Genomic DNA, 22,296 nt, shown 5'->3' on the forward strand with positions numbered 1-22,296 from the left:
ATTATGTAAACAATACAATATACCTCAAACTTTTTCTGTAGAACTACCTGATAAAGATCAAACTACAGGAGTAGAAGCCTTATTATCAGGATTACCTGTTAGACTAAAAGAACCTCATTTAAAAACACTAGGAATAGTTGTTGATGCTGATCAAGATTTACAGGCAAGATGGCAAGCAATTAGTGATAAACTAAAATTAGTAGGTTATACAAATATTCCTAAAACTCCATCTCCTGAAGGTTGGATTTATGAACAATCAGAACTACCTAAAATTGGGGTTTGGATCATGCCTAATAATCAACTAACAGGAGAATTAGAAGATTTTGTTTCTTATCTCATTCCTAACGATGATCCATTACATCCTCAAGCTAATAATATCTTAAATGAACTTGAAAAACTCAATATTAATTGTTATCCTATACAAGATAGATCTAAAGCGTTTATTCATACTTGGTTAGCATGGCAAAAACAACCAGGAATGCCAATGGGACAAGCTATAACTGCTAAAGTTTTAAAATATGATAACGCGATCACTAAAAAATTTATTAATTGGTTAAATCAATTATATACTATCTAATTTTGAAACCTTTTATTGGTTTTTAAAAATCGTTTTAACGTCTTATAACAGCTTACTACATTATTAAAGTTATGAAATATTTTATTGTAACGTAGGAGAATTATTTATTTAAAATCTTCGTTCAAATTGAATACTTCCTCGACTATCATTAGAAAAATTACTCGATCCTCTAATAGTTGTACTTTTATTAATGCGGTACTTAATCCCTAATTCCGGGGGACGATCTGTATTTAAAATTTTCTGAATAGACAAGGATAAATTATTAGTTAAATCTACTCCAGCTTCCGCAGCAACCCCAAGAGAAGAAGAGTCAACCAGATCTTTTTCATTAATTAAAGTAGTAGGAAAAATACGAAATTCATTTAATCCTAATGCTTCTCCAATTGCCCCTTGTACTGCCCCTAAGACGGCAGTTCCGGCTAAATTTGCTAATCCTAATGTTGTCTCTCCTTGTCCTAAAGTATTGAGGAAATTTCCCCCTAATAAAGTAATAATTTCTTCTGGGGTTCGTTGAGGTTGACTGGTGAGTTCAATTTTATCTGTTAATTGACTCGCATATCCTTTGACGTATGCTTGAATACGAACCGTTTGTAAACTATCACTATTCGCACTAAAAGGTTCATTAATTTCGGCAGAATTTGGATTAATATTCACCCTATTACGACTGGTTTCTGTGGCCGCAGTGAATAAGCGAACATTCAAATAAGGATCAAGTCCTTTCTCTGAGAAAAATTGGGCTGTATTATCTTTTCCTCCTGCTAATCTTAACTGAGTTGCAAATAAATTAATTAACCCACTATTAAGATTAATAATTCCTTCGGGAAGGGGTTTATTTAAGGTTCCATTAACAGTTAAACTTCCTGTTGCTAAAAAGTTTAAAATTGGGGGACGACTCACTACAATATTTTCCCCTAATGTCAATCTTAAATCAGCAAATTCTGTCTTTGCTAATAATTCTCCTTGATTCTTGTTTTCCTCTTTTTCATCCCCTAAGAAAATCTCTCCCTCAAATAACCCTATATTGCCCCCAATTTTAGGAGTTAATGCACTTCCGGTAATGTTAAGAAACCCTGTTACTCCCCCTCGATATCTTTGAGGAAGATTCAACGCTAAATCATCAAATTGTATCGTTAAAGGATTGGTTTCTGGAATACTTTGTAGTAATGGTAAAGAACCTGTTACTGCAACCTTTCCACCGCTAAATTGCCCCGTTAAACTCTCTACGGTAAGACGATCAAGATTTAAGAAAATTTTGCCCTGAACTTTGGTTAAAGGGGCTTGAGGCATCATCTGAGCAGCAATGGTGGCATTTTCTACCCAGGCTATACCATTTGCCTCTAATTCATAAGGAATACCCCATTTTGGCTCAACCTTTCCTGATACATTAAGTTGTACTTCTCCCTGACCACCTAACCAGGCAACTTGTCCTTTAGTTAACACATTTAATAAGCTTAAATCTTCATTTTGTGCCTGAAATTTAAGAGCAAAATTATCATTTTTGGGCTTAACTTTAGCAAAGGGTAATTGATAGGGAAATGTGCCTTCTAATGTTAACGGATTAGTTCGTCTTCCTAACACACTATGAACAGAAAAATTAAATCTTCCTTCACTGTAAATAAACTCACCTTGAGTAGAATTAAGAGAGGTTTCGTTAATACTTGCTTGGTCAATGACCAGTTTTCCTCGTCCTTGAGGGTTCTCACGACTTCCCCCAAGGGTCAAAGTTGCATTGAGTTGTCCCCCAAAATTCAGAGGAGGAGGAACCGCTAATAAGTCTGAAATCTTCTCTAAAGAGATATTTTGCACGGTTAACTCCCCTTTTTGGGTTTTTTCCGTGATCTGGCCCGCAAATCCGACTAAACTGTTACCGACTTGTACACTGACGGGTTCTAGGGTCAACTTCCCTTTTGTCCAGTCACCCTTGGCAGTCATTTGATCTATCTGATATTGTCCCCATTTCCACTGCTGTCCCTGAAGATCAAAGTTCGCTTGTATTCCTAATTGGGGGGTCATTTTTAGGGCAACTTGACCGGTGAATTCTCCTTGTAATTCCCTTAATTCGGGTAAAGGTGCGGTTTTTTTGCGGTTTTTCTTGTCTTCATCCCATGTTGCACTAAAACGTTTAAAATAATCCAAACGATTGTTTAAGTCTGCTTTTCCTACTTCGATTAAGGGAGAGTTTGGGGAAGCATTTCCATAGAGATCGGCAGCTTTTCCGTATACGGGGGGGGTTAACCCTCTTTTTAAGTCATCTAAGTCAAAAATCTGCAATGTCTCTAAAATATCTTGCAAGTTTCCTTGATTAATGGCCACTTCTGCATTGATGAGGGGGCCGTTAGCGGTTGAGGTAAACTGTCCGTTAAGTTGATATTGACTGTTTTTCGCTTGCCATTGACCATTTTTAAGGGTAACGCTACCATTTCCATAATGAATGTTTCCGGTAAATTCTTTCCCTTTGAGGGTTCCCACAACAGGATTGGCGATCGCCACTTGTTTTCCGGTAATGGCCCCTGTTTGAATATCCCAGACAAATTTACCCGATAATTCCCCTGATACGGGTTGAGAGAGGAGATAATTAGAGGATACAAGGTTATTTTGCGTTTTTGTAATCGTTTTAGCTAAATTTTGCAGGAAATCAAGGGAAATTTGCTTAGCTTCTACTTGAAATTCTTGAGTTTGACGAATTCCTGTAACTGACTGCTGACCTTGTTTAATACTAAAGGTGACAGGTTGCCAATTTTTGGCTAATTCTAGGTTTAATTGGTCGTTACGTCCTGCTAATGCTAGTTTAACTCCTTGTGTGGGTTCTCCGGCAATATTTCCCGTTAAAACGGGTTCAAACTGTAATTCTCCGACTTTTAAGTTAATTAAGGCTAATTTCCCTTCTATAGTCGGGGTTTTGGGGGTTCCTGTGACTGTTCCCTCAAAGTCCATTTTTCCCGAATAGTTTAAGTTGGGGATGACAGAGGATAAATCAAGGGGTAAAGCGGTTAAATCAAAGCTTTTTGCGGCTATTTCTAGAAAAAATCCTTTTATTTGGGGTAATTTATCTGTTTTTTCGACTTCGGCCCAACCTTGGGCCGATAGTCCAAGAGATTTGATATTTTCTAAGGTTAAACGTTGTCCGTTCCAATTAAAATTAGTGGTTAAAGTTTGTCGAATGGATGGGATTCCTTGACTAAAATTTAATTGTCCTTTAGCTTGTAAATTCTCAGGATTTAATTTATCTAATTGACCAATAATTGTAACGTTTCCGTTTAATTTACCTGTTAAGTTGGCAGATATTTTTTTTAAATCAATGTTTTGAGGAGATAAAATTGTGATGAATTTTCCTTGATTTAAAGTTATCTTTTGTGCTGTAATAATTCCTTGAGATATAGCTAATTTGGCTATTCCCTGACCTTGAATACTGTCTAAAGAACCTGTTACATTACCTGATAAGTTTAATTGACTATTTAATGTTCCGTTTAAAGTAGGAGGACTATGGGTAAATAACTGAGTAATAGGAATATCTGAAGTGCTTAGTTGAGTTGACCACTTACCGTCAGTTAAGTTTATATTAGATGCTTGTATTTGACCTTTTTCTAAGTCTAAACCTGCTTTACCTTTTGCTTTAATATTCTCTAAACTATTATTGATTTTGCCACTTACAACTAAATTACCGTTAATATTTCCATTCAAATTTTGGGGTACTGTAGGTAAAATTTCTTTGAATTTAATTCCTTGAATACCTAAATTAGTTTGCCAATTTCCTTGACTTAACTGTAAATTATTAGCAGTAATATGTCCCTGATTTAAAACAAGTTTGGCGTTACCGTCAGCTTTAATATTATTAATATTTGCTAATTTTACTTGACCAGATACATTAAAAGTGCCTGCTAATTTACCTTGATTTAATTTATCGGGTAAAGATACATTTAGATTTTTTAAATTAATATTTTCTGCTTGTAATATTCCTTGCCAACTGCCCTGACTTATACTTATATTATTCGATTGAATGGTTCCCCCTGCTACCTGAAAATCAGCCTTACCTTGACCTTGTAAACTATCCGGTTTATTGACAATTCCTGATAAGTTAATCTGTGCATTTGTGGTTCCTATTTCTAGGGGTAAGGTAACATTATAAAGACGAACTAATGTAGTTGTCGGTACATTTTCTCCTTGAATATTAAGGTCAAATTTAGGCGCATTTTTAACAGTTAAAGATAGTTTTCCTGTTCCGTTTATTTTACCTCCTATGGTGGGGAATGCTTGAATATTATTAATAAATAAATTATGATTATTAAAGTTTAATTGAGCATTAATTTGCTTAAAATTAACCCGATCAACTTGTGTAGGTTTAGTTGTCGCAACCCCTAAATCAAAGTTAGGTTTATCAATACTTCCTGTTACTTGTAAAGTTGATTTAATTTCCCCAGAAAGAGCAACTTTAGGCGGTTTATGATTTAAAGTCTTAAAAAGATTAGAGATAGTTATCGGCTTAGTTTGAGCAGTTATATTATAACCTTTTCTTAAATCAATAGTACCACTTACAATACTATTAATAGCACCAAAATTAGTAGCTACTTGATTAAAATTAATTTCAGTCTCTTTAAAACGTAATTCTCCAGTTGTTTGGACAGTATGGGGTAAAGAGGAAACCTTAGCTGTAACCTGATGTAACGTCCCTATACCCCGTAATAAAGGTAATTGATTACTTCTTAAACTAACTTCTAAATTGGTATCTAATTCACCTGATTTAAGTATCACAGGCAGGGCAAATAAATTACCTACCTCACTAACTTTAAGTCCATTTCCTCGCACCAACAAATTAGTATTTCCTGTTGTCGGTTTAGCTACTCCAGAAACATTAAATTGTCCCCCTTGAGTTAGATTAGCATTGACCTCAAATTTAATTTCTTGATTATTATTAATAAAATCCGTTTGACTAGATAAGTTTTGCAACGTAACCGGGGAATTTTTTTGTCCATTATTCCCACGAGCCACTACAATAGTCTTAGCATTTTTAAGCCGTAAAGACTTGAGAGCAACCGGATGATTAGCATTAACCGGATCAAACTCAGTCAATAACCAATTTCCTTTGGTTCCTTGTTCTAAATAAATATCCGGTTCAATCGCAGTAACAACTATATCTAATTTCTGTTTCAATAATAACTTAAGAGGATTATAACTCACCCTTAATCCTTTCATAGAAACTTGAGCTTTATCAGTGGGAGTCGTTGAAATTTTAGTCTCCCCAAAATTAACTTGACCCAAAGAAAAATACTCCACCGAACCCATTTTAACAGGACGATTGAGAAAATTACTTAATTCTGCTTCTACGAGGGGAGATAAATGTCTTTGTACCCAAAACCACCCCGTAAGACAACTTCCCCCTAATCCCACCATCAAAACACCAGTTCCCCACCAAATTAGGGAACGATGGGATAAAATAGACTTAGGTTTAGGCTTAGACGTAACTACCAATGGTAATAGTAATTTGGTTTCCCGTTTACGTTGGGAACGATCTGTGATCATGGTTTTTCCTCACACCACCATAGTCAGCTCAAATAAATGGCGACCTTTGGCTTTATATTATAACCTTAAGTTAAACGTCTTATGGCTTCTAGAAGTCCTCTGGCTTTACTGATGGTTTCTTCGTATTCCGTTTCGGGATCAGAATCAGCCACTAAACCGGCCCCTGCTTGAACAAACACCTGATGTTGATTGCCTCCTAGAGATCTGACTACCATAGTACGAATAGTTATGGCCGTATTAAGTTGTCTTTCAAAATCATAATAACCATAAATTCCTGAATAGGGGCCTCGTCGTTCCGGTTCAAGTTCATGGATAATTTCCATGGCCCGAATTTTGGGCGCACCACTGACAGTTCCGGCCGGAAAACAAGCCTTCAGTAAGTCCCAGGCAGTCTTATTAGGGGCTAATTCTCCGATAACGTTACTAACGATGTGCATCACATGAGAGTATCGCTCAATGACCATTAATTCGTCAACCGTGACACTTCCTTCGAGACATACCCGGCCCAAATCATTACGCCCTAAATCCACTAACATCACGTGTTCAGCGATTTCTTTGGGATCTTGCAGTAAATCTTGAGCTAATGCTTGATCTTCTGTGACGGTTTTACCCCGTCTTCGAGTTCCGGCAATGGGTCTTAGAGTTGTTTTAATGTGATTTTCGTCCGTTTGTTCCGCTTTAACCATAATTTCGGGACTTGACCCGATAATTTGCCAATCCCCAAAATTATAATAAGCCATGTAAGGAGAAGGATTGATCAATCTGAGGGAACGATAGAGATTAAAAGGATTATCACTATAAATAGCCCGTAAACGTTGAGAAATGACCACCTGAAAGATATCTCCGGCCCTGATGTAGTCCTTAGCGCGACGGACATTATCACAAAATTGCGATCGCTGAGTATTACTTTCATACACTAAAGGCTCAACTTCAGGCGATTTCTGGTTTAATTCTAATATTTTGGCTTCTATGGGTAAAGGAAGTTGTAACTTCAACACCAATTTCGTCACGCGATCGCAAGCGTCTTGATAAGCATCTTCTCGACTAACAGTAGTATCTCGTAAATCTCCATAGGCGATCGCCCAAATTTTCCGTTTTACCTGATCAAAAATAATCAGATTATCAACTTGCATCCAGACCCCATCGGGCAAATCTTCATCTTTTAGGGGATAAACAGGGACTCTTGACTCGATCCATTGAATTAGTTCATAACCCCAAAAACCGAACAAACCGCCGATACCTGATGGGAGTTCAGGTAAAGTGACGGGAACAATAGGGCCAATACACTCAGTTAAGATCTCAAAGGGGTTGCCTTCAAACACTTTAACAGTGCCATCTCGATGAGTCTGGGTAGTAGTATGACCTCTAGTTTCTAATATCCAAACCGGATCACAACCCAAAAAACTGTAACGTCCGAGATTTTCTCCCCCTTCCACCGATTCTAATAAAAAACTATAAGGGCGATCGCCACATACTTTATACCAGGAAGAAACAGGGGTTTCCAAATCAGCCACCCATTCTTGATACACCGGAATAAAATTGCCTTGTTCAGCTAAAGCAGAAAACTGCTCAAAATCGGGAAAAATCATGGTTAAGAGCTAATGTTAAGAGATCGGACAAGGAGAGGAAGGAGAAAGGGAGACAAGAGAGAGAGGGATTTTTTGCCCAAATCTCCCATAGTCCCCAAACCTCCCCACACTCCCTATCTCATCAAGAAGTTAGGGGACGTAAAAAATTAAACGTCACAAGGTGCTTTACCGGAGAATTTGAGGGTAACAGGTTCAGGGTTGCTACCAATATTTCTGTCTTTCTTGCCGTTAAATTCCCGGCCTTGATTGACTTTTTCGGGAAATACTCCATCGGCAGGATGAAGATATTGTACTTCTCCACTGGGATAGACCCGGTAAATTTTATAGTTGTCGATTTTGGGTTTGAACTTAGTACGTAACTGAGTTCCCAAGGCCAGACATTGCTCTTTACGAGCTAAATACAGGAGATTGTCGCCTTCATTCATGATAGCGGCTCCACCTGTAGGCATCTCAAAGACTTGCTCTGTAGAGCTTGTCCAGGTGATAGCGTATTTTTCTTCACGCTCAGCTTTCGAGAGTAAGCCGCCAGTGCTACCACCGAATTTAGGTAGTTGTCCTTGAAGTTCTTCTGCCATGGTAATGTTATTCCTTCAAAAAGGTGTTTTAGGGCATGGTATCACTGAGATAACCTTTGTTACCTAGCTTTGTCAAGAACTGTAACAAAAGGCCCCTGGAATGGCTAAAAATCATCAGCAACAGAATTTACAAACCAACAGATTGTAGGATGGGTTGGCAAGGCTGAAGGAAGATTGCTGAAATTTAGGGAACCCGCGTGCCGTAACCCATCATTTATCGTCTTCTGGTGATGGGTTACGCTGGGCTAACCCATCCTATAAGTTTTATCTAATAAGCTTTTTCAATAAAGTGTGTCCAGGGATGGCATGATAGTTAATGATAACTTTCAATCTTGTTTAGACTTACGCCCTTGGGTCTATTCAGATTGAGATGGGGCCGATTACACGATTTATCATGACAAAATCAATCACTTTGAGGAGAACAATAGTGAAACGATTCTTTTTAGTTGCGATCGCAACAGTATTTTTCTTTTTGCAATTTCAACTTAATCCAGCCAACGCCATAGTATTGACTGAAGATACTCTTACCATTCCTTTAAATGAGTCAGGATCAAAGACTGTCTTTAAAGCTGAACAATATACTAATGGTAATAGACTGTTCATTCAAGAATGTACTCAATGTCATCTACAAGGTAAAACAAAAACTAACAATAATGTGAGTTTAGGACTCGCTGATTTAGGGAAAGCAGAACCTCCCCGTGATAATTTGTTAGCTTTGATTGATTACTTAGAAAACCCTACCAGTTATGATGGCGAAGATGACTATAAGGAATTACATCCTAATGTGAGTCGCCCTGATATCTATCCTGAGTTGAGAAACTGGACTAAACAAGATGTCGAGGATGTGGCAGGTTATATGCTAATTGCCCCCAGACTTGACCAAAGATGGGGCGGTACCATTTATTTCTAATCTGTCTTATAACCTTCATTTAACTCCTATTTTGTTAACATCTCTCTAGACTCTCTAGGGAGATTTTTCTATAATTGATCCCCCTAAATCCCCTTTTAAAAGCAGTTTTCTTTGTCGGTTTTGGTTTCTTTTTGCTAATCGTCTATGATAAGTAAAGCAATAAAACTTTACTTATCTTCATGAGTTCAATAGAACTAAAGCTCAAATCTCTGAAAAATATCGTAAAAAATAGCCTTCTGTTTGGGAATGAACCAACTCCTGAACTATTAGCTATCCTTAACGTTTATTTTGTGCAAGGAATCCTCGGTTTAGCCCGTTTAGCAGTTAGTTTCTTTCTCAAAGATGATTTAGGGTTAACTCCCGCCCAAATGGGGGCATTAATTGGGGTTGCGGCTATCCCTTGGATTATAAAACCTGTTTTTGGCTTTCTTTCGGACGGTTTGCCTTTATTTGGCTATCGTCGTCGTTCTTATATGATACTTTCGGGATTATTGGGCAGTTTATCTTGGATAATTTTAGCAACTGTCGTTCATAATGTTTGGTCAGCGACTTTAACTCTTTTATTAACGTCTATATCTGTAGCTATTAGCGATGTTATTGTAGACTCTTTAGTAGTAGAAAGGGCCCGTAAAGAATCTTTAGACAAAGCAGGTTCCCTACAATCATTAGCTTGGGGAATGTCTGCTGTGGGAGGTCTAATCACGGCTTATTTAAGTGGGTGGTTATTACAACATTTCAGTAATCAAACTGTTTTTGAAATTACCGCAATTTTCCCCTTTATTGTTTGTGCTTCTTCCTGGTTAATTTCGGAGGAACCTATTGCTAAAAATTCAACAAATTCTTCTGCTTATTCTTTCCCCATTAAAGAACAAAGTAAACAACTTTGGCAAGCCATAACCCAAAAATCTATTCTCTTGCCTACTTTGTTTATTTTTATCTGGCAAGCAACTCCTAATTCTGAGTCAGCTTTCTTTTATTTTACTACCAATGAATTAGGCTTTCAACCAGAATTTTTAGGACGAGTTCGTTTAGTCAGTAGTTTGGCGGCATTATTAGGAATTTGGGTTTATCAAAGATTCCTTAAAACTGTTTCTTTTAGAATAATTCTCGGCTGGAGTATCATCATTTCTTCTGGATTAGGTATGACAACCTTATTATTAGTTACTCATACCAATAGACTAATAGGAATTGATGATCATTGGTTTAGTTTAGGGGATAGTCTTATTCTGTCTGTTGCTGGTCAAATTGCTTTTTTACCAGTTTTAGTTTTATCTGCCAGATTATGTCCTAAAGGAATTGAAGCAACTCTCTTTGCTTTATTAATGTCTTTTACTAATTTATCAGCCTTATTATCTCATGAATTAGGAGCATTATTAACTCATTTATTAGGAGTCACAGAAACAAATTTTGATAAGCTTTGGTTATTGGTCATGATTACCAATTTATCAACTTTATTGCCCTTACCTTTAATTCGTTGGCTACCTAATACTGATCCTCAAACTCAAGAAAAAGAAGCTAAAGGCAAAATAATGTCTCCTTCAGAAGTTTATGAAAATCATACTTTAGGTGCATCTATTGGAGAGTCAATTATACCCGAATTAATTCCTGATTTTATTACCAATCAGGAGCGATAAATAATGTATAATTAATAATTGGTAAACTATTAACTATTACTTATGACAAATTTATTAACAAAAAACGAAAATGAAAGATCCTATAACCTTGAACAATGGAAACAAGGTTATCAATCTCAACCCCATGAATATGATTATTTCATTGATGATATTGATGGGGAAATTCCCCCCGAATTACAAGGAACTTTATTCCGTAATGGCCCGGGTTTATTAGACGTTCAAGGAATACCATTAAAACATCCTTTTGATGGAGATGGGATGATTTGTGCAATCTCATTTCTATCTGATGGAAAAGTTCATTTTCGTAATCGTTTTGTTCAGACTGAAGGTTATGTTAAAGAACAAAAAGCAGGAAAAATGCTCTATCGGGGAGTATTTGGTAGTCAAAAACCTGGAGGATGGTTTAATAATTTTCTGGATATAAAAATCAAAAATATTGCAAATACTAATATTATATATTGGGGAGATAAATTACTAGCACTTTGGGAAGCGGCTGAACCCTATAGACTAGATCCAGCTACTTTAGAAACTCTTGGATTAGATTATTTAGACGGAACATTAAACCCTGGTGATTCTATTTCTGCTCATCCTTGTATTGATCCTACTTGTGAGTTAGATAATGGACAACCTTGTTTAGTTAACTACTCTATTAAACCAGGATTTTCTAGTAAAATAACTGTCTATGAATTTGCCAAAAGTGGTGAATTATTGCGGAGTCATTCCCATAGTATTCCTGGCTTTTGTTTTATCCATGATTTTGCTATTACATCCCATTATTGTATATTTTTACAAAATTCTGTCACCTTTAATCCTTTACCCTATATCTTAGGATTTTGTGGGGCAGGAGAATGTGTTGATTTTCATCCTAACCAACCCACTCGCTTAATTATTATTCCACGAACTCCTCCCTATGAAGATATAAGAATAATAGAAACTCAAGCAGGTTTTGTTTTTCATCATGCTAATGCTTTTGAAGAAGGAAAAACTATTTATTTAGACTCTATTTGTTATGCTTCTTTGCCGCAAATGAAACCTGAAGATAATTATCAAAAAGTAGATTTTGATACCTTAGATCCAGGTAAATTATGGCGATTTACTATTGATTTAAACAAGAATACAGTGCAGAATAAATTATTAGAAAATCGTTCTTGTGAATTTCCTAATCTTCATCCCGATAAAATAGGACGAGATTACCGTTATTTATACCTGGGAACTACTCATAATTCTCTAGGAAATGCTCCCTTGCAAGCTATTCTTAAACTTGATGTAAAAACCAAAGAAAGACAAGTGCATTCTTTTGCGCCTCAAGGTTATGTTGGTGAACCGATTTTTGTTCCTAAACCTAATGGGACATCAGAAGATGAAGGATGGGTATTAACCCTGGTTTATGATGGGATTCGTCATCGTTCGGATCTGGTTATTTTAGATGGACAAAATTTAGAAAAAAGTCCTCTTGCCACCTTACATCTTAAACATCATATTCCCTATGGTTTACATGGAAATTGGACAAATGAAGTGTTTATTTAAGAGTAGTTTGTCGGTTAAATTATGCGGTTCTACCGAACTTAGTAGGATGTAAAAGGATTACAAATTACAGGCTTAAACCCGCTCAGGGTTAAGCTATAGGAACTAAGCCTGGCCACCCAGGCTTAAAATTAGGCTGTGTAGACAGCCTTTGTGCTTATAGAATAAGGCTTTAGCCTGTATTGATTTATTAATTTTACATGACAAGTTCGGTAGAACCAACTTGTCGAGTAGTTCCTATAGGAATCTCCCAGGAAAATGGCGATGCACTGAGGGATTTGTACTGAGAGACTCGTACTGAGCGCAGTCAAAGTAAGTCGAAGTAAGCCGAAGTGACGAGATTTTAAACCCAAATTTCTGATAAAATTGAACGAGATTGGCGATCGCCTGTTAATTCAGGCGAGGACATTGGGCATATTGAAAATGACTTACCTAAATTGTGGAGACAATCTATGAATCCTGTTATTGCTATGGTTATAGGGTTAATTATTGGGGCTATCGGGGGTTTCTTCTGGGTTCAGTCTTCCCAACGGAAGCTACAAAACGCAGAAAGTAAATTAGCACGTACAGAGAAAGCTCTAGCCGAAAGTGAAGCACAACTGCAACAATTACAACAATCTCCGTCGGATCTGCAAAAGATTGAAACTTCCCATCGTCATCTAGTACAAGAGATAGAGAAAAACCATCAACAAGAACTAGAAGAACTCGCCAGGGTGAAAACACAACTGGAAGGGAGTATTCACGAGACTGAACAATCCTATCAAGTTCGTATCCAAAACATTGAACAATCTTATCAAACCCGTATTCAGGAGATTGAACAATCTTATCAAACCCGTATTCAGGAACTTCAGACGCTTCAAGTCCATGGACAAACCATAGAAGAAAGCCTTGGTCAAATTCAAGCTTATCAAGAGCAAATTCAAGAATTACAGCAAATTAATCAACAAGAGATTGCAGCCTTACAATCGGCTCATCAAAACCAACTTAGAGAAATAGAACAAGCTCATCAAACTCAACTGCGAGATATTGAATCTGCTTATCAAGGACAAATTCTTGAATTACAACAAGCTCACGAAGAAAAAATTCAAGCCTTACAACCAACCCCTTCATTTTCTTCTGAATCGACTTCAGACAGCATGAGCGCGACAAATGTCATGATGGGAGTAGGGGGAGCGATGGGAGTCGTTGCGGGGTTTGCGGGGTTAGCTGCTTTAGCAAATCAAGAAGAAGTTAGAGAAGATGAACCTATTGATGAATCTGTCTCAGACGAAGGGGAGAACATTTTAGAGGCTAACAATACCGCCGAATCAACTCAAACTTTCCCAGAAATGGGTGAGGTTGAAATCTCCGATGAATTCTTTTTTCCAGAAACTCCCGAAATAGCCTCAAAAGACTTGGCTAGTGGTGACTTTTTTGGGGAACAATCAGAGAATAACCTGGAAGAATTAGCCTTTGTTTCCAAAGAAACTGAGCAGATGGATATGGATTTCTCGAATTTCCGGGAAAATGAGCCAGTTTCCTCTGATGCTTCCGAAGACTTGGCTAATGCTGACTTTTTTGGGGAACAACCAGAGAATAATCTGGAAGAATTAGCCTTTGTTTCCGAAGAAACTGAGCAGATGGATATGGATTTCTCGAATTTCCGGGAAAATGAATCAGTTTCCTCTGATGCTTCTGAAAATTTGGCTATTGCCGACTTTTTTGGGGAACAACCAGACGAGCATATTGAAGACCTTTCTTCAGAATTGACGGCCGACACCACAAATGACTCTTTTATTGACTTGTTTAAGGAAGAGGAAAGCAAAGAAGATTTAGACTTTTTGGAAATGCTGCCAACTTCAGAAGAAAAAAGCATGGGGATAGAGAATTTCACCGAAACAGTTTCAGAAAAAGAACAAGACAAAGATCCCTTTGCTGATTTATTTGAACCAGAAAACGAATTAATCCCTAGTGATCTTAATGATCCTTTTGCTGATATCTTGGCAGAAGAAAATCCCCTAACTAATGATGAGTTTCTGAAAATGTTGCAAACTGATTCTGAGGACAAAGTAACTGATACTTTTAATGAATCAACAGAAGATTGGGATAATCTTTTTGATGATAATTCTACCAGCAATGGTCATTTAGAAGATGCTTTTAAAATAGGTGAAATGGTAGAATCTTCAAAATCTGATACTTCTACTTAAAAAACTTATTTATTTATTTGACTAAAATCCTGTAGCGGCAAAACACAATGTGTTTTGCCGCTCTTTTTGTAAGTAAGTAAGTAGACAAAATTAATTATATAAAATATGTAGGGGCGGGTTTTTTACATAAATCCATGATTCTCACCAAAAAACTCAATAAACCCGCCCCTACGCATCACGACCCCAAAAACCATTATTAGCGCAATTCTAAAATTTTTCCAGCAATACCTTGGCATAATGACAAATTAACGCTATCATTAGCCAGCCCTGATTGGAGTAAGAGAGTTTCCTAACTAAAAAAATCAGTAATGTCAAAATTTAGAAATAGACTATACTGTTAAATTTAGCTAGGCGATAGGTCTTCTCTAACCTTCTCCGGTTAAGCATTAAGAAACTAACGTCGGTTGTCAATTCATGTTTTCACCGTCTGATGTCATAACTGCTGTGCCTATTCCTCGCCAGCCCTCACCCACCACTAAATTTCCAATGCGTGGTCTCAATAATGAAGCCACTCCCGTTTTCGCGCTTAAAGAACTGGTTGCGAGTCTCTATCGAGAACAAAATAAAATTCAAAATTTATTAAGTTCCTTGGGGTTTGCCCTACGGAGTTTTAATAACTTGAATCAGTTTTTGGAATTGACTCCCTTAATGGCAGCCAGAGTTACCGATGCGGATGGCAGTGCTTTGATTTTGTATAAAACTAAGGGTCAGCTATCCCTAGAACAGCTACATTGCCAAGATCATCAGATCGCTCAAGAAATCCGTCAAGCGATCGCTCGCATTATTGGTCAAACCAATACTCAAGAGGACACCCCCGATTTATTAAGTTCCTTAGATGAACAAATTCGTCATCTTTTAGGCACAAAAATTCGTCTTTATAGTACCCCAATTTTAGTTAAAAATGGTGAACGAGGTCGGCTCTATGTTTTTAGTACCGATCCAGAATATATTTGGACTCAAACTCGCCGTAAGTTACTACAATTAATCGCTGATCAAACGGCTGTGGCCATTGCCAATAACGAATTAACTGTAGAATTACGTTCCAAAGAACGACAAGATCGAGAACTCGAAATTGCCTCAGAAATTCAGTTACGCTTATTACCCCGTCAATGTCCCACTATTAAAGGAGTAGAACTGGCTGCTCGTTGTCAAACAGCTAATCGAGTCGGTGGGGACTATTACGATTTTATTCCCACTAATTACGATCAACTGCGTCAAGAGTCGCCAAACAAAGCTGATGAACCGGCCGCTTGTGTGCCTTGGAGCATCGTTATTGGGGATGTTATGGGTAAAGGAGTCCCTGCAGGTCTAATTATGACCATGACTAGGGGAATGCTCAGAGCAGAAGTGTTAAACCGTCACTCTCCGGCTAAGATTCTCCAACATCTTAATCGAGTCATGTACGCAGATTTAGACAATTCTCACCGTTTTGTCACTCTGTTTTATTCTGAATATGACCCCCAAACCGCTTGTCTATCTTTTAGCAATGCGGCCCATAATCCGCCTCTGTTATGGCAAGCAGCGACTCAGACGATTCAAAAACTCGATACGGATGGAATGTTAATCGGGTTAGATCCTGATTCTCAATACGAAGATGCCCAAATACAATTAGCTTCTGGGGATATAATTATCTATTATACCGACGGGTTAACCGATGCTGTGAACCAACAGGGCGGTCGTTTTGATGAAGAAAATCTGGTTCAAACCTTCCAGGACGGATGTCAGCAATACGAAAATCCCCAAGAGATTCTAGATTATTTATTTAAGAAAATCGAGCATTTTATCGGTTCAGGTCATAATAACAATGATGATATGACTTTAGTCGTGATGCGGATAAAGTCATCTGAATAAACTTCAAATGGTAGGAGATATCTCTAAATGCTGTTGTTTGACCCAACTATCAGTCTCGGTGTTGTTGATTGGTCTTGGTTACACGATCATTTCTCTTTAGTAACTAATCCTCTGGTAGAGTCGGGCCATTTCTTAGCCCAAAAGATTGAAGATCCCCAGATTCTTGAAAAATTACAAAAATCTTGGCAAAACTTTATTAAATCGGGACAAGTTTGGGCCCTGGGGATTGGCTTTTTTTTTGGATGGGTTTTTCGTACTTTTACGGGTTCTTAAACCCTTGTTGATTTGAACTGTTTTAAGGATTTGCCGTGATACAACAAAAGACTTGGAGCGATCGCTTTGAAGGCAGTTTACATCCTGCCATTGTTCAGTTTAACGCTAGTATTGGCTTTGATATTGAACTGATTGAATATGATTTGACTGGATCAATCGCTCATGCAAAAATGCTGGCTCATACGGGTATTATTGCCCCGGAAGAAGCTCAACAACTGGTAACAGGATTAGAGCAAATTCGTCAAGAATATCGTCAAGGCCAGTTTACCCCCGGCATCGATCAAGAAGATGTTCACTTTGCGGTTGAACGTCGTTTGACTGAACTTGTGGGAGATGTAGGTAAAAAACTCCATACCGCGCGATCGCGTAATGATCAGGTAGGGACTGATATCCGTCTTTACCTACGGGAGCAAATTAAGGATATTCGCACTCAGTTACGGGAATTTCAAGGAGTTTTACTCAATCATTCCCAAACTCATGTAGAGACCCTGATTCCTGGTTATACTCATTTACAACGGGCCCAGCCTATCAGTTTAGCTCATCATTTACTGGCTTATTTCCAGATGGCTCAACGGGACTGGGAACGTTTAGGAGAAATTTACGCTAGAACCAATATTTCGCCTTTGGGCTGTGGGGCCTTAGCCGGAACCACTTTTCCCATTGATCGTCATTACAGTGCCGAATTATTGGGGTTTGGTGGCGTTTATGGTAATAGTTTAGATGGGGTTAGCGATCGCGATTTTGCTATTGAATTTCTCAATGCGGCCAGTTTAATTATGGTACATTTGAGTCGTTTGAGTGAAGAAATGATTCTCTGGTCTTCCCATGAGTTTAGTTTCATTAGTCTGACGGATAGTTGCGCAACTGGCTCAAGTATTATGCCACAAAAGAAAAATCCTGATGTTCCTGAATTAGTACGAGGGAAAGCAGGGCGTGTCTTTGGTCATTTGCAAGGTATGTTAGTCTTAATGAAGGGTTTACCCCTGGCCTATAATAAAGACTTACAGGAAGATAAGGAAGCGATTTTTGACGGGGTTAAAACCGTTAAAGGTTGTCTAGAAGCCATGACCATTTTATTAGGGGAAGGGATCAAATTCCGTCAGGAACGTTTGGCCCAAGCGGTTGCGGAAGATTTTTCTAATGCAACGGATGTAGCGGACTATTTAGCGGCGCGAGGGGTTCCTTTCCGAGAAGCTTATAATTTGGTGGGCAAAGTGGTTAAAACTAGCACTGCGGCCGGTAAACTGCTCAAAGATTTAACTTTAGAGGAGTGGCAACAACTCCATCCTAAGTTTGAAAGTGATATTTATGAAGCCATTGCCCCTAAACAAGTGGTAGCGGCCCGTAATAGTTACGGAGGAACTGGTTTTGAGCAGATTCGTCAAGCCATTGCCAGGGCTATCGCTCAAATTGAGCAAACTTAAAGGTAATTGTTGATTTATGAGTCAGTTATGGCGATATATTAAAACGATTATGGGGATAGTCTTCCGTCACCCGATTACGGGGGCCACGATTATTCCCGTTCTTCCTGATGGTCGCATTGTCTTAATTCGACGGCAAGATACGGGGCAGTGGGGACTTCCTGGGGGTATTGTGGATTGGGGGGAAGATATCACTACGACTGTTAAACGGGAATTAAGGGAAGAAACGGGCTTAGAATTATTAGAAATTCGTCGTTTAGTTGGGGTTTATTCTTCTCCTGATAGAGATCCCAGAATTCATTCTATTTCTGTTTTAATGGAAGCTAATGTAACGGGTACATTCTCTGTTAAAGATACTTTAGAAGTTCTGGAGGTTGAGGCTTTTTTACCGGATGAATTACCATTAGGAAATCTCAGTCATGATCATGATCGTCAATTAGCAGATTATTTTCAAGGTTTGACTATTTTAGCTTAAGTCACTGATTTTGAGGTAATGTCAAACATGAATTAGACATCTCCAGAAATTAACCTCAAACCCTTGTAGCATCGGGGTCAAATCTGTGATTTTGGAGATGTCTATTGAGAGCGTAGGTTGGGTTTCGTTCCTCAACCCAACATCATATTTATGTTACTTGTTATCTGACATTATCTTCCCCCATTTTTTAACATTGATTTGTTGGGTTTCACTCCGTTCAACCCAACCTACGATCATGCTTTAATCTAGTGTACCCAAAAATTGATCAAAAAGCATCATTGTGCTAATAATAATGTAGGGTGAGCATTGCCTATCTTACTTAAATCATAACGGATCATAGAAATAATTATGCGCTTTGATTGGGATGATCAAAAAAGCCAGCTACTCAAACAAAAAAGAGGGTATTTTCTCGAAGAAATAGCAGTTATTTTTACAGTCTCTTATGTAGAGAGGATGAAAAATGATGATCCAGAACAATTTATTGCCATTGGTTATTGTAATAATAATTTATTGTCTGTTATCTATGAAATTCGTTATGATGAGGAGGGAGAATATATCTGGTTAGTTACCTATTGGAAAAGTACCAAACAAGAAAGTAAACTTTATGAACAATATTTCAATTGATGAACTTGAAGAAAAAATTGAAGCAGGGGAAGAAATCATTGATCGCTATTTTGATGTTTCGACAACGCGAGTAGGAACCCCTCATGAAATGATACCAAGAAGAAAGCAAAATTTGATAATAACGAATATTGATCTTCCTCAATCTATGGTAAACGAACTTGATACAATGGCAACGGAATTAAATATTAATCGTGAAGCAGTTATTAAAATGATGCTGAGACGTAGCCTTGATGAGCATCATATTGCTAAAAATAGATTATAAGCCTTAACTATCATTGACAAGTATTGTTTAAAAATTTGAAGCATAACTTTCAACTTTTACCCGACGGCGTACTAAAAATTCCAACTTTCCAACAGTACAGTTAAAAGTCTAGGATGTTTACAGGGTGTTAAGTGTTAAATTTTTTGTAGAAAGCCCTGAGTAAAAACAGGCGCATCCTAGACTATGTAATAATCGGGATGACAGGATTTGAACCTGCGGCCCCTTCGTCCCGAACGAAGTGCGCTACCAAGCTGCGCTACATCCCGTAAGCAATAAACATCTAATCTATATTAACACGCTCTTTGAGATAAACTAAGTAAAGATAATACCATCACAGGAGTCAACAAGGCGTGACGGTTAAACCGGAATGGCTACGAGTAAAAGCACCACAATGGCAACGAGTCGGCAGTGTCAAAGAGATATTGCGAGATTTAGGCTTAAATACGGTCTGTGAAGAGGCATCTTGTCCTAATATTGGGGAATGTTTCAACGCCGGAACCGCTACCTTTTTAATTATGGGGCCCGCTTGTACCCGTGCTTGTCCCTATTGTGACATTGATTTTGAGAAAAAACCGAAAGCCTTAGACCCTCTCGAACCCCTCAACCTAGCGGAAGCTGTACGCCGTCTTAATCTTAATCATGTGGTCATTACTTCTGTCAACCGAGATGATTTATCCGATGGGGGGGCCTCTCAATTTGTGCGCTGTATTGCAGAAATTCGGAAATTTTCCCTAAAAACAACCATTGAGGTCTTAATTCCTGATTTATGCGGCAATTGGGACGCATTAGCGACTATTTTGTCAGCTAAACCCGAAGTTCTCAATCATAATACAGAAACTATTCCCCGTTTATATCGTCAGGTACGTCCTCAAGGAGATTATGGGCGATCGCTGGAGTTATTGCAACGATGCAAACAATTAACCCCTGAAATTTACACTAAATCCGGCTTAATGGTAGGATTAGGAGAAACAGATGCAGAAGTGCGTCAAGTAATGACAGAATTACGCCAAGTTGATTGTGATATTCTTACCCTGGGTCAATATTTACAACCCTCTCCTAAACATTTAGGGGTACAAGACTTTATCCATCCCACTCAGTTTGATGCGTGGCGAAAATTTGGCGAATCTATTGGGTTTTTACAGGTAGTATCTTCTCCTCTAACCCGTAGTTCTTATCATGCAGAACAAGTTAGAGACTTGATGGACAAATATCCTCGATAATAAAGTTTATCTGTTCTTGTAAAAGTGCATCCAGACCAATTAGGACTTTTATGTTATCTTGGCCAAGATAGTTAAAAAATTCTGACAAAGATTTTGTCAAATTGTTGAAACTTGTGTTATGCTAGTATAGGTTGATGAAAAGGAAAATCAACGCGGGTGTAGTTTAGTGGTAAAACCTTAGCCTTCCAAGCTAATGATAGGGGTTCGATTCCCCTCACCCGCTTTCTCTCAAACCTTGTTAAATCAAGACTTTCAGTAAAATGTTAGATTTTGTTAAAGCCTTTGATTAACTAAAATTAACTTCATTTTGACAGTCAATTGACAGTCAAAATAAATCATCAATTAACTGTCAAAAAGGTAAAAAAGCTCCTACAACAATACGGACAAACCATAAGACACAAAAACTAATAATCACAATTCCAATGTCAATTAAAAAGTACATTAGTTTTTTTTCCGAGAGGTGTCATAGGGGACAAATCCTGTTCCCGTTTTGGCTAAATAAAACTCAACCGCTCTAACTTGTCCCATAAGCAATTCTATTTGTGATTCAAACTGGCGATGCTTGGATTCCAATAAGCGATCGCGTTCTTCTTGTGATCGTTTGTTAGAAAATTGGGTTGTACCAAGCGATCGCTGTGTGGATTTGGCGATCGCTGTTTGGGTTTAGCGATCGCTGTTGGATTTAGCTATCGCTGTCACTGTACCTCATGAGAAAGCTTCAGCCGTTTCCTTTTTTGTTTTCTTCTCCGGCTGCACCCGATTATCCGCGATAACTCGACGCACAAATTCTTTAGCATCGTTAGCGGTTCTTCCTTCTGGAAATTTACTTAACATTTCCTCCAGTGGTTGAGGAGCTTCAAGAAAAAACTCATCTTTATTTGTCAACTCAGACAAAACCTTAGCTAAATCCTGAACAGTTGACTCTAAGGAAGTTAACCGTTCTTCCCAGTTAGGATTCCGAGCATTATCAGTTAATTCATAAGATTCCAACATTTCTAAAAGGAGTCGTTTCGCCGTCAAGTTTAAAGATTCATTATTTTCAACGTAAGTTTTTAAAAATTCCTCTTGATTTTTATTGATACTGAATGTGATTATGGGCATATAAACCTTTAGATAGTAGTTTAGATATATAGTATAAAATCTAAACTTTTTATATATCTAAGGTATCATCTAAATTATTTTATATATATAAACTATTATCTAAACTATTTATATATCTAAATAATTATCTAAACTATTTAGATGTTGTGTTAAAACCTAGAATTAGCGGTAATAATAAAAACGGGGTCAAACTGACCCCCACTTAAAACACTCCTAAAGTATATCCGATGACACCAGAAGAAAGACTAAGCCAAATTGAAGCTTTATTTGCTACGGCAGCTAAATATACTACCCGTCACGAAGCGGCGATCACTCGTCAAGAAGAAGCGATCGCACGTCAAGAAGAAGCGATCGCACGTCATGAAGAAGTGATCGTACGTCATGAAGAAACCCTTGAAAGATTAGACAATCAAGTGATTGACTTAAATCTTAAGTTAGCTGAAACAGTTGAGATTATGCGAGACTTAGCAGTTTATCAACGGCAAAGTCAAGAAGAAATACAACGCATTTGGCAATACTTAATGAGTCAAACCAGCAACGGTCACAACAGTTAATTA

Annotated in this window: 16 protein-coding genes, 2 tRNA genes and 1 pseudogene; 14 read left to right on the plus strand and 5 right to left on the minus strand. The window is 37.8% G+C overall.

All coding sequences use genetic code 11. The features are described from left to right. Positions 1-10: 10 nt before the first annotated feature. A pseudogene (locus AsFPU1_RS23395) lies at positions 11-577 on the plus strand (DUF3226 domain-containing protein); the annotation flags it as partial. Between the two features lie 108 nt (positions 578-685). On the opposite strand, the gene AsFPU1_RS04970 reads toward AsFPU1_RS23395, so the two are convergent. The 3 genes from AsFPU1_RS04970 to AsFPU1_RS04980 form a co-directional block, all read right to left on the minus strand. Continuing rightward, positions 686-6,094: a translocation/assembly module TamB domain-containing protein gene (locus tag AsFPU1_RS04970; protein WP_124978288.1), complete on the minus strand. Its 5,409-nt coding sequence runs from the start codon at positions 6,092-6,094 to the stop codon at positions 686-688. A gap of 65 nt (positions 6,095-6,159) precedes the next feature. Continuing rightward, positions 6,160-7,683, minus strand: coding sequence for an anthranilate synthase component I (gene trpE, locus AsFPU1_RS04975; RefSeq protein WP_124978289.1), 1,524 nt, complete (start codon positions 7,681-7,683; stop codon positions 6,160-6,162). A 146-nt stretch (positions 7,684-7,829) separates the two neighbouring features. Beyond that, a complete protein-coding gene (locus tag AsFPU1_RS04980) occupies positions 7,830-8,258 on the minus strand; it encodes a photosystem I reaction center subunit II PsaD (RefSeq protein WP_124978291.1) in 429 nt (142 codons plus the stop codon). A 427-nt stretch (positions 8,259-8,685) separates the two neighbouring features. Between AsFPU1_RS04980 and psbV the strand changes: the two genes are divergently transcribed. The 10 genes from psbV (at position 8,686) to brnA (ending at position 19,418) form a co-directional block, all read left to right on the plus strand. Beyond that, positions 8,686-9,168, plus strand: a complete 483-nt coding sequence (psbV, locus tag AsFPU1_RS04985; RefSeq protein ID WP_172957589.1) for a photosystem II cytochrome c-550 — start codon at positions 8,686-8,688, stop codon at positions 9,166-9,168. A gap of 179 nt (positions 9,169-9,347) precedes the next feature. Then, positions 9,348-10,802, plus strand: coding sequence for a folate/biopterin family MFS transporter (locus AsFPU1_RS04990; protein WP_124978293.1), 1,455 nt, complete (start codon positions 9,348-9,350; stop codon positions 10,800-10,802). Between the two features lie 42 nt (positions 10,803-10,844). After that, entirely contained in the window at positions 10,845-12,329 is a 1,485-nt protein-coding gene (locus tag AsFPU1_RS04995) for a carotenoid oxygenase family protein (protein WP_124978295.1), read from the plus strand. Between the two features lie 449 nt (positions 12,330-12,778). Further along, positions 12,779-14,512: a hypothetical protein gene (locus AsFPU1_RS05000; protein ID WP_124978297.1), complete on the plus strand. Its 1,734-nt coding sequence runs from the start codon at positions 12,779-12,781 to the stop codon at positions 14,510-14,512. Positions 14,513-14,947: 435 nt separating this feature from the next. Further along, entirely contained in the window at positions 14,948-16,363 is a 1,416-nt protein-coding gene (locus AsFPU1_RS05005) for a PP2C family protein-serine/threonine phosphatase (RefSeq protein ID WP_438357544.1), read from the plus strand. A gap of 27 nt (positions 16,364-16,390) precedes the next feature. Further along, positions 16,391-16,636 (plus strand): hypothetical protein, encoded by a 246-nt coding sequence (locus AsFPU1_RS05010; RefSeq protein ID WP_124978301.1) that lies wholly within the window; start codon positions 16,391-16,393, stop codon positions 16,634-16,636. A 35-nt stretch (positions 16,637-16,671) separates the two neighbouring features. Beyond that, on the plus strand, positions 16,672-18,060 hold the full coding sequence (argH, locus tag AsFPU1_RS05015) for an argininosuccinate lyase (RefSeq protein ID WP_124978303.1): 1,389 nt from the start codon (positions 16,672-16,674) through the stop codon (positions 18,058-18,060). Between the two features lie 16 nt (positions 18,061-18,076). Then, positions 18,077-18,532 (plus strand): NUDIX domain-containing protein, encoded by a 456-nt coding sequence (locus AsFPU1_RS05020; RefSeq protein WP_124978306.1) that lies wholly within the window; start codon positions 18,077-18,079, stop codon positions 18,530-18,532. A gap of 348 nt (positions 18,533-18,880) precedes the next feature. Continuing rightward, positions 18,881-19,156: a BrnT family toxin gene (locus AsFPU1_RS05025; RefSeq protein ID WP_124978308.1), complete on the plus strand. Its 276-nt coding sequence runs from the start codon at positions 18,881-18,883 to the stop codon at positions 19,154-19,156. Next, positions 19,137-19,418, plus strand: coding sequence for a type II toxin-antitoxin system BrnA family antitoxin (gene brnA, locus AsFPU1_RS05030; protein ID WP_124978310.1), 282 nt, complete (start codon positions 19,137-19,139; stop codon positions 19,416-19,418). The genes AsFPU1_RS05025 and brnA overlap by 20 nt, the downstream gene beginning before the upstream one ends. Before the next feature lie 192 nt (positions 19,419-19,610). Here the strand turns inward: brnA and AsFPU1_RS05035 are convergent. Further along, positions 19,611-19,684 (minus strand) — tRNA-Pro (locus tag AsFPU1_RS05035). Between the two features lie 84 nt (positions 19,685-19,768). Here AsFPU1_RS05035 and lipA point away from each other — a divergent pair. Next, the gene (gene lipA / locus AsFPU1_RS05040) at positions 19,769-20,638 is read left to right on the plus strand and encodes a lipoyl synthase (RefSeq protein ID WP_124978312.1); all 870 of its coding nucleotides are present in this window, start codon (positions 19,769-19,771) and stop codon (positions 20,636-20,638) included. A 152-nt stretch (positions 20,639-20,790) separates the two neighbouring features. Next, positions 20,791-20,861 (plus strand) — tRNA-Gly (locus tag AsFPU1_RS05045). A gap of 482 nt (positions 20,862-21,343) precedes the next feature. Here AsFPU1_RS05045 and AsFPU1_RS05050 read toward each other — a convergent pair. Further along, a complete protein-coding gene (locus AsFPU1_RS05050; RefSeq protein ID WP_124978314.1) occupies positions 21,344-21,739 on the minus strand; it encodes a hypothetical protein in 396 nt (131 codons plus the stop codon). A gap of 227 nt (positions 21,740-21,966) precedes the next feature. Here AsFPU1_RS05050 and AsFPU1_RS05055 point away from each other — a divergent pair, with 227 nt between their 5' ends. Further along, the gene (locus AsFPU1_RS05055) at positions 21,967-22,293 is read left to right on the plus strand and encodes a hypothetical protein (protein WP_124978316.1); all 327 of its coding nucleotides are present in this window, start codon (positions 21,967-21,969) and stop codon (positions 22,291-22,293) included. Positions 22,294-22,296 lie beyond the last annotated feature (3 nt).

Source organism: Aphanothece sacrum FPU1, assembly GCF_003864295.1.
Classification (GTDB): domain Bacteria; phylum Cyanobacteriota; class Cyanobacteriia; order Cyanobacteriales; family Microcystaceae; genus Aphanothece_B; species Aphanothece_B sacrum.

Coding starts and splice junctions, on each gene's coding strand:
- AsFPU1_RS04980 (WP_124978291.1), bottom strand. CDS start 8,258: ATGGCAGAAGAACTTCAAGGACAACTACCTAAATTCGGTGGTAGCACT.
- brnA (WP_124978310.1), top strand. CDS start 19,137: ATGAACAATATTTCAATTGATGAACTTGAAGAAAAAATTGAAGCAGGG.
- AsFPU1_RS05000 (WP_124978297.1), top strand. CDS start 12,779: ATGAATCCTGTTATTGCTATGGTTATAGGGTTAATTATTGGGGCTATC.
- AsFPU1_RS05010 (WP_124978301.1), top strand. CDS start 16,391: ATGCTGTTGTTTGACCCAACTATCAGTCTCGGTGTTGTTGATTGGTCT.
- AsFPU1_RS05020 (WP_124978306.1), top strand. CDS start 18,077: ATGAGTCAGTTATGGCGATATATTAAAACGATTATGGGGATAGTCTTC.
- AsFPU1_RS04995 (WP_124978295.1), top strand. CDS start 10,845: ATGACAAATTTATTAACAAAAAACGAAAATGAAAGATCCTATAACCTT.
- AsFPU1_RS04990 (WP_124978293.1), top strand. CDS start 9,348: ATGAGTTCAATAGAACTAAAGCTCAAATCTCTGAAAAATATCGTAAAA.
- AsFPU1_RS05050 (WP_124978314.1), bottom strand. CDS start 21,739: ATGCCCATAATCACATTCAGTATCAATAAAAATCAAGAGGAATTTTTA.
- AsFPU1_RS05055 (WP_124978316.1), top strand. CDS start 21,967: ATGACACCAGAAGAAAGACTAAGCCAAATTGAAGCTTTATTTGCTACG.
- AsFPU1_RS04970 (WP_124978288.1), bottom strand. CDS start 6,094: ATGATCACAGATCGTTCCCAACGTAAACGGGAAACCAAATTACTATTA.
- trpE (WP_124978289.1), bottom strand. CDS start 7,683: ATGATTTTTCCCGATTTTGAGCAGTTTTCTGCTTTAGCTGAACAAGGC.
- AsFPU1_RS05025 (WP_124978308.1), top strand. CDS start 18,881: ATGCGCTTTGATTGGGATGATCAAAAAAGCCAGCTACTCAAACAAAAA.